The organism is Neorhizobium phenanthreniclasticum (genome assembly GCF_040066075.1).
Lineage (GTDB): Bacteria > Pseudomonadota > Alphaproteobacteria > Rhizobiales > Rhizobiaceae > Neorhizobium > Neorhizobium petrolearium.
On sequence record NZ_JBEAAL010000006.1, the window covers coordinates 318,289 to 324,458 of the forward strand.

Consider the following 6,170-nt stretch of genomic DNA (forward strand, 5'->3'; position numbering starts at 1 on the left):
TCATAGGAGAAAGATGATGACATCGAAGCCTTTTCGAGTAGCCGTCGGTCGGCTCTATCACGAATCCAACCGCCTGAATCCGCAGCCTGCCACAGAGGAACAGTTCGAGATTGAGCGGGGTGAGTTGGTCCTGAATGCTTCCGGTTCGACCTTGGCGGGAATCGTCACGGAGCTTCAGGGCGAGGCGATGATCCTGCCGACCCTTTCTGTTGCCGCACCGCCAAGCGGGTTGATCGATGATGATTTTTACCAGCGGGTCGCGCAGGAATTCTTAGACGAAATCGAGAGACTGCAACCTGATGCGGTCGTCCTTGACCTGCATGGTGCCGGTGCCACGACGCGGCTTGCTGATCTTGAAGGCGACCTGCTCTTCAGACTGCGAGCGCTGGTCGGGCCGGCCGTGCCTGTTGGCATCGGTCTGGACCTGCATGCGCATCTCACCGACGCGATGTTGCGCAATACTGATGTGTGCATTGCCTGCAAGGAAAACCCGCATTCCGACGTGGTTGAATGCGGCGCGAAGGCTGCAAGACTGATACTTCAAACGCTTCGAGGCTCGCTGTTTCCCGTGACGACGAGCGCTCGCGTGCCGATGATCTTGCCGGGAGCCGGAGAGACTGCATCTGGGCCGCTGGGAGAAATCCATGCCAAGGCCCGCGCGTTCCAAAACGCTTTCCCGGAAGTTCTCGATGTTTCGATTTACAATGTCTTCCGCTACGCAGACGATCACCATATTGGCCAGGTGGTCACCGTGATGACAAATAGGCCCGAGCCCATTTCAGCGAAGATCGCAAAGGATCTGGCGGGAGATTTTTGGCGCTACCGGGAGCGGTTCGAGGATGAACTCCTGTCGATCGATGAGGCCTTTTTGAGAGTTCGAAATGAGGCGCGGGAACGACCGTATGTCATGGCGGATATGGGGGACCGCATCCTTGCTGGCGCGCCGGGTGACAGCGTGATCCTCCTGTCGGCGGTGCTCGATGAGTTTGCCGATCTCAGGGGCGCATTGACGATCACCGATCCCGCCAGCGCCAGGGCCGCCATTGCAGCCGGCGTCGGATCGGTCGTGACGATGAAAGTTGGCGGGCAAATCACGCCGGGTTTTCGCCCGCGCGAGGTAACCGGGAAGGTATTGCATGTCAGCGACGGCAACTTCACGCTGGCTGGTCCGTTTCATGGCGGGGAGGAAAGCTCGCTAGGCGAGACTGCCGTCCTGCTGATCGATGACCGCATCTATCTGATATTGACGAGTAAGCCGGCCTTCAGTCACGACCCGGCGGTCTTCACCAGCCAGGGGATCGATATCGGCGGTCTCGATTTTGTCATCGTGAAATCCGGCTATCATTTCACGATGAACTTTGCGGGCATTGCAACGCCGCTGCTCGTTTCGACGCCCGGTGTCGGTTATTACAGAAAGGGCGCATTCACCTATGAGAAGTCGCGCTTCTGGCCGGAACATGCCGTTGACCAACCTGAGATCAATGTGGCGATTTACGGTGGTGTCAGAATGGTGACGGATGAGGAGTGCAAGGCCGCCTAATGGAAGGGCGTCGTCATCCCAAGGGGGGAGGTGACACGGATCTCGACATGATTGCCGGCAGCAGGCGTCGCCGTGCCGGCAATCATGGGGTCGCTTATCAGGGCAAGGGAGACCGTTTAGACCTGCGTTTGCGATCCAAGGCCCGCAAAAGCGGGTCGTCGAAATTCCACAGCCGCCTTTGCGCGCAGCCGGGCTTAATGTCCACCCTACATCCCCTGTTTGCGCCATCAGTTAGACGATGTGCGCTGAGCGGAAAGGCAGTACGAAGAGTGGGTGGTCGCAGTCAGACTTTTTGGCGCTCGCAGAAAGGGTTGTCCGCCCGCTTCATCTCATAGAACCTGAACGCAGTGCCGTTATGCTCGGTCATGCCGCGGTAGCTAAAGCCAAGATTTGCGGTCATCTTCTGCGATCGGATGTTCTCCGGCCGAATGACCGAGACAAGTCGGACGATCGGCAGACGTTCAAACGCATAAGCAATGATCGGTCCTAGACTTTCCAATGCAATCTTCTTGCCGGAGCTGAATCCAAAGAGACAGCAGCCGATTTCGACATCCTTGTCATCATAGTGTCTGAGACCTGCACGACCAACGAATGTCAGATCGCCATTGCTTTCACGCAGGTAAAGCATCCAGAAGCCGTAGCCGTATCGCCGCCATTCATCGAGATAAAGGGACAGCCTTGCGTCGGATTCTTCGCGGGTCGGCGATCGATCTTGCATGATCAGTTCCACCACCAGCGGATCGCAATGCAGCCGATAAAGCGCATCACCGTCCAGTGCGCTGACGGGTCGCATGAACAGCCGGCGAGTTTCTATATTCACGGGCTTTCCTCCCTGCTTGCAGATGACTTAAGTCGGCTCGCTTTTCAGCGATCGCAGCGCCTCTTCGAGCGTTTCAGCAAGATACGCGATATCGGTCCCGGTCATCGGGGTTGAGAGGGCTCCAAGCCCGATCGACGACAAAAGAACCTTGCGCTCTCGCATACGCGCGACAACCGATCTCAGCCTTGGGTCATGGGCAGCAGCGAACGTATCGGCGTAGCTTGCGACTTGTTCGGGCCCGACAAACAGGCGAAAAAGCGATCCTTCGCCGGTGACCGTGCCGTTGATGCCGACAGACGCGAATGCCTCGGCAATCAGGCTTCGGGCTTGCGCGCCAAGCACATTCAGCCGGTCAAATTCAGATCGTGGCAGGGCCGTCATTGCCGCAAGTCCTGCGGCCATGCTGAGGGGGTTGGCGGTGAAGGTGCCCGAATGGATAACACAAGCGCGGTCCGCCCGAGCTGGATCAAATACCGCCATGATATCGGTGCGGCCGGCGACGGCGCCGATCGGCAGCCCGCCACCGATGATCTTGCCGATCGCGCAGAGATCGGGAAAGTTTGGCTTGGCAACTGGAGCGCCGCCATAGCCGAGCCGGAAGCTTAAAACCTGGTCGAAGATCAACAGGCTGGAATTCCTGAGCGTGAAATTTCTAAGAAAAGTGAGGTAGTCAGCGCTGATCGCAATGAGACCGATGCGGGACGGCAAAGGGTCGACGACGATCGCCGCCAACCGATCCGCCGCGCTTTCGATAATCTTCCTCGTCCTTTCGATATCGTTGAACGGAATGATCAAACAATCCGAAAGGGCAGAGCGGGCGACACCTGAATGTTCGCCCTTCGGTGTCGGCCGTTCCGTCCCTGCAAGGGGAGGGGTCGTGACATTGGCTTCCACCACATCGTAATTGCCGTGATAGGCGCCGTCGCATTTGGCGATCAGGTCGCGGCCGGTGTAAGCGCGAGCGGCTTTGATCGCAATCATCACGGCTTCTGAACCGGTATTGGTGAAGCGGATCTGTTCGAAATAGGAGACCCTTTCGACAAGCAACTCGGCGAGTTCGATTTCGGCGACGGTTGGACCGGCAAAGCTTAAGCCAAGGCCCGCCTGCCGGCGGATAGCATCGACGACTGAGGGATGGCCGTAGCCATGGATGAGGGTGGTAAAATTGTTCTGAAAATCGAGATAGCGCCTGCCGTCGACGTCGGTGACGTAGGCTCCGCTTCCGCAGACGAGGTAGGTTGGATGCGGCTTCTCGAAATTGGATGTGCGGGTGTTTCCGCCAGGCATGACCCTAAGTGCGCGCCGATAAGCGGCATGGGAAAGGCTCATCGTCATCTCCTTATCTCCTTGTCTTGCCGCAGAACCTCATCAAGTGCATGGCAGAGCCCTTCGATCCCCTCTTTTGTGTGGCTTGCTGACAAGCAAAGGCGCAGGCCCGCTTCACCTTGCGGCACGGTTGGGAAAAAGACGGCGGAGGTGTAATATCCGCGATCGATCAGCGTTCGCGCTGCACTGATCGTAGTCGTTTCGTCGCCGATTTTGAGAAAGCGGATCGGAAGCGGCAGTCCGCTCTGGTCGGTCTTGCAGAGCCGATCGAACTGCTCGATGCGTTCACCAAGAAAAATCTGACGGCGTAAGAGTTCAGCGGTGCGATGTAGTTTCGCTGAGGCAAGCGCGGCACCCACGCCTGCAAGATTGAGTGATGCGGAAAAGGCATGCGCAATCGCAAATCGGCGGAAGAGTTTTTCATGTTCGTTGCTGCCGAGCATCAAGAGACCGCCAGAGGCCCCGAAACCCTTGCCGAGTGAGGCGGCGATGATCGTCCGGCCACCAACGTTGTCTGGAACTTGCGAACGAACGAAGCCTTCGCCTTGGCGGCCGAAGAGCGAAACACCGTGGGCGTCATCGATATAGAGGAAAAGGCCATATCGCTGTTGAAGCGACAGAAGGGCCTCGAGCGGCGCCGTACCGCCCATCGAATAAACGCCGTCACAAATGTAGGCGACGCAGGGATTTTGCTTACAGATCTGCTCCAACATGGAAACGTCATTGTGATCGATGGTGATGACGGCGGTTTCTGCTGCAAGCGTCGGTTTGTGAAACGCGAGCGTCGCATGCGCGAAGCGGTCAAAGACCATCACCGGTTTTTTATTCCCGGTAAGATGGCCGGACGCGATGAGCGGGAGCGCGCTCATGTTTGCTGCGAGAACGCTCGAATAGGTGATGACGCGAGCCTGGAACAGATCGGCAAGCTCATTCTCAAGTGTGGTCAACAATGCAAAATTGAGACGAGTGCGAGCGCAGGACCAATGCAGGCTTTTGTATTGTGTCACTGCGTCGATTGCGCCGGCGACGATTTCGGGATGGTTGTCGAGACCGAGGTAGGAGCATCTTACGAAGTCGAGGACGCATTTATTCGATCCACCAAGGTCAATGGAAACGAACCTTTCTTTCATGGGCCTGGCGGACAATCCCATGACGCCTGACTGATATGCGAGATCAAATTGCGGGCCGGCCTTGTCGATCATCGCGCGCGTGTTGCGGCTAGAGGTGACGGGGATACCAGCACCTCTCTCCTGAATTGAATTCTCGGTCATCTCAGCCTCCAGATCAACTGACGCGAGCATAGTCGGTGAGGTTCGAAGACTGAAATGATATCGATTCTATGCAGCTGATATATTTCGGAAATATTCTGCGCCATCGACTCTTCGCGAGCGGAAAAATAGGAAACATTCGAGCTTCTATGGGACAGAAAGATTGGCAGGAATTGCTCGCAGTGCTTGCAAAAATAATCTGAGACTTTAAAAAGGAGTCGAGCAGCGCAGGCTGCTTGGGGCTTCGAATCCCCATAGGTCGGTCCGTGCCACCGGAAGGCAACACTCCTCTATGGTCGGGGAGCCTGCGGCGTATAAAACAGGCTTTGCCAAAGGCCGCAGGGGCTGAATCTATCGGCATTCGAACTCCCCGATCACCAGGTTTCGCGTAGCGGACGTTGTCTGCTCCTGGAGGGAGTTGCCATGACATATGCAGTCGCTCGTCGGGCGCAGTGCCCATCGACAGGTCTGCCGGCCGAGGTTGGCGAGAGAACCGTCGACCAGCTTATCGGTCAGCAGATTCGTTTAAGGCGAACGCACCTCGGCATGACGCAGGGAGCACTTGCTGAGCGATTGGGCATGTCGTTTCAACAGGTGCAGAAATACGAAACCGGCGCCAATCGCGTAACTTCGTCAACTCTTTACGAGATCAGCCTCATTCTGGAGGTTCCGGTCGAGTTCTTCTTTAGCGCGTTGCCGAATGCGGCGGGTGAGGGAAGTCACATGAGCCCGGAATGGGCAGCGCGGCTTGCCTATATTTCGACGGTGGAGGGGCAGCACCTCATCGACGCCTTCCAGGATCTTCCGATGCCCGTGCGGGCCAGTATCCTTGGAATGGTTCGCACCCTTGCAAGGATCGCTCCCACGGCGAGCGAACCCTGACCGCGCACCCCGAACCGGCCGCATAAGCGAGTTCTTTGTCCATTTCGCCGGTCCGGACGGTCGAACGAGATTTTCTGTCTTCGAGTTCGGCGCCCCCAATAAATGGCGTGTCCCTGTAACGCTTTATTCGAGATTTGAGCTAGTGTGACGTCCCAGAGATTATGACTCGTTGAGCAAAGGTATTGGATAAGACTTTGCCATCTTTTCGCGGGCTTGGTCTGTCGAGAACATCCATCGGATTTGAGCGCCACTTTCGGTTCGACGCCGCTCCCAGGCGTCAACCTCGGATTTGAGCAAGTCGCGGTTGTCGATACGGCGGTCAAGACACTGTCGG

Annotated in this window: 5 protein-coding genes; 2 read left to right on the plus strand and 3 right to left on the minus strand. The window is 57.0% G+C overall.

The features are described from left to right. Window positions 1–13 precede the first annotated feature (13 nt). Window positions 14–1,540, plus strand: a complete 1,527-nt coding sequence (locus ABK249_RS11525) for a M81 family metallopeptidase (RefSeq protein ID WP_280107495.1) — start codon at window positions 14–16, stop codon at window positions 1,538–1,540. Window positions 1,541–1,823: 283 nt separating this feature from the next. Here ABK249_RS11525 and ABK249_RS11530 read toward each other — a convergent pair whose 3' ends face one another. Genes ABK249_RS11530 through ABK249_RS11540 form a run of 3 tightly spaced genes read right to left on the minus strand, consistent with a single transcriptional unit; the run spans window position 1,824 to window position 4,957 of the window. Further along, a complete protein-coding gene (locus tag ABK249_RS11530; RefSeq protein WP_227702477.1) occupies window positions 1,824–2,333 on the minus strand; it encodes a GNAT family N-acetyltransferase in 510 nt (169 codons plus the stop codon). A 54-nt stretch (window positions 2,334–2,387) separates the two neighbouring features. Beyond that, window positions 2,388–3,689 carry an aspartate aminotransferase family protein gene (locus ABK249_RS11535; RefSeq protein ID WP_348862884.1) on the minus strand — a complete coding sequence of 434 codons (1,302 nt, stop codon included), beginning with the start codon at window positions 3,687–3,689 and terminating at the stop codon, window positions 2,388–2,390. A gap of 2 nt (window positions 3,690–3,691) precedes the next feature. After that, window positions 3,692–4,957 (minus strand): 8-amino-7-oxononanoate synthase family protein, encoded by a 1,266-nt coding sequence (locus ABK249_RS11540; protein ID WP_348862885.1) that lies wholly within the window; start codon window positions 4,955–4,957, stop codon window positions 3,692–3,694. A gap of 420 nt (window positions 4,958–5,377) precedes the next feature. On the opposite strand from ABK249_RS11540, the gene ABK249_RS11545 reads away from it, so the two are divergent. Further along, window positions 5,378–5,836, plus strand: a complete 459-nt coding sequence (locus ABK249_RS11545) for a helix-turn-helix domain-containing protein (protein ID WP_052182998.1) — start codon at window positions 5,378–5,380, stop codon at window positions 5,834–5,836. Window positions 5,837–6,170: the final 334 nt, after the last annotated feature.

What these genes read in the sequence shown, in the direction of transcription:
- ABK249_RS11530 (WP_227702477.1), bottom strand. Translation starts at nt 2,333, where the DNA reads ATGCGACCCGTCAGCGCACTGGACGGTGATGCGCTTTATCGGCTGCAT.
- ABK249_RS11545 (WP_052182998.1), top strand. Translation starts at nt 5,378, where the DNA reads ATGACATATGCAGTCGCTCGTCGGGCGCAGTGCCCATCGACAGGTCTG.
- ABK249_RS11540 (WP_348862885.1), bottom strand. Translation starts at nt 4,957, where the DNA reads ATGACCGAGAATTCAATTCAGGAGAGAGGTGCTGGTATCCCCGTCACC.
- ABK249_RS11525 (WP_280107495.1), top strand. Translation starts at nt 14, where the DNA reads ATGATGACATCGAAGCCTTTTCGAGTAGCCGTCGGTCGGCTCTATCAC.
- ABK249_RS11535 (WP_348862884.1), bottom strand. Translation starts at nt 3,689, where the DNA reads ATGAGCCTTTCCCATGCCGCTTATCGGCGCGCACTTAGGGTCATGCCT.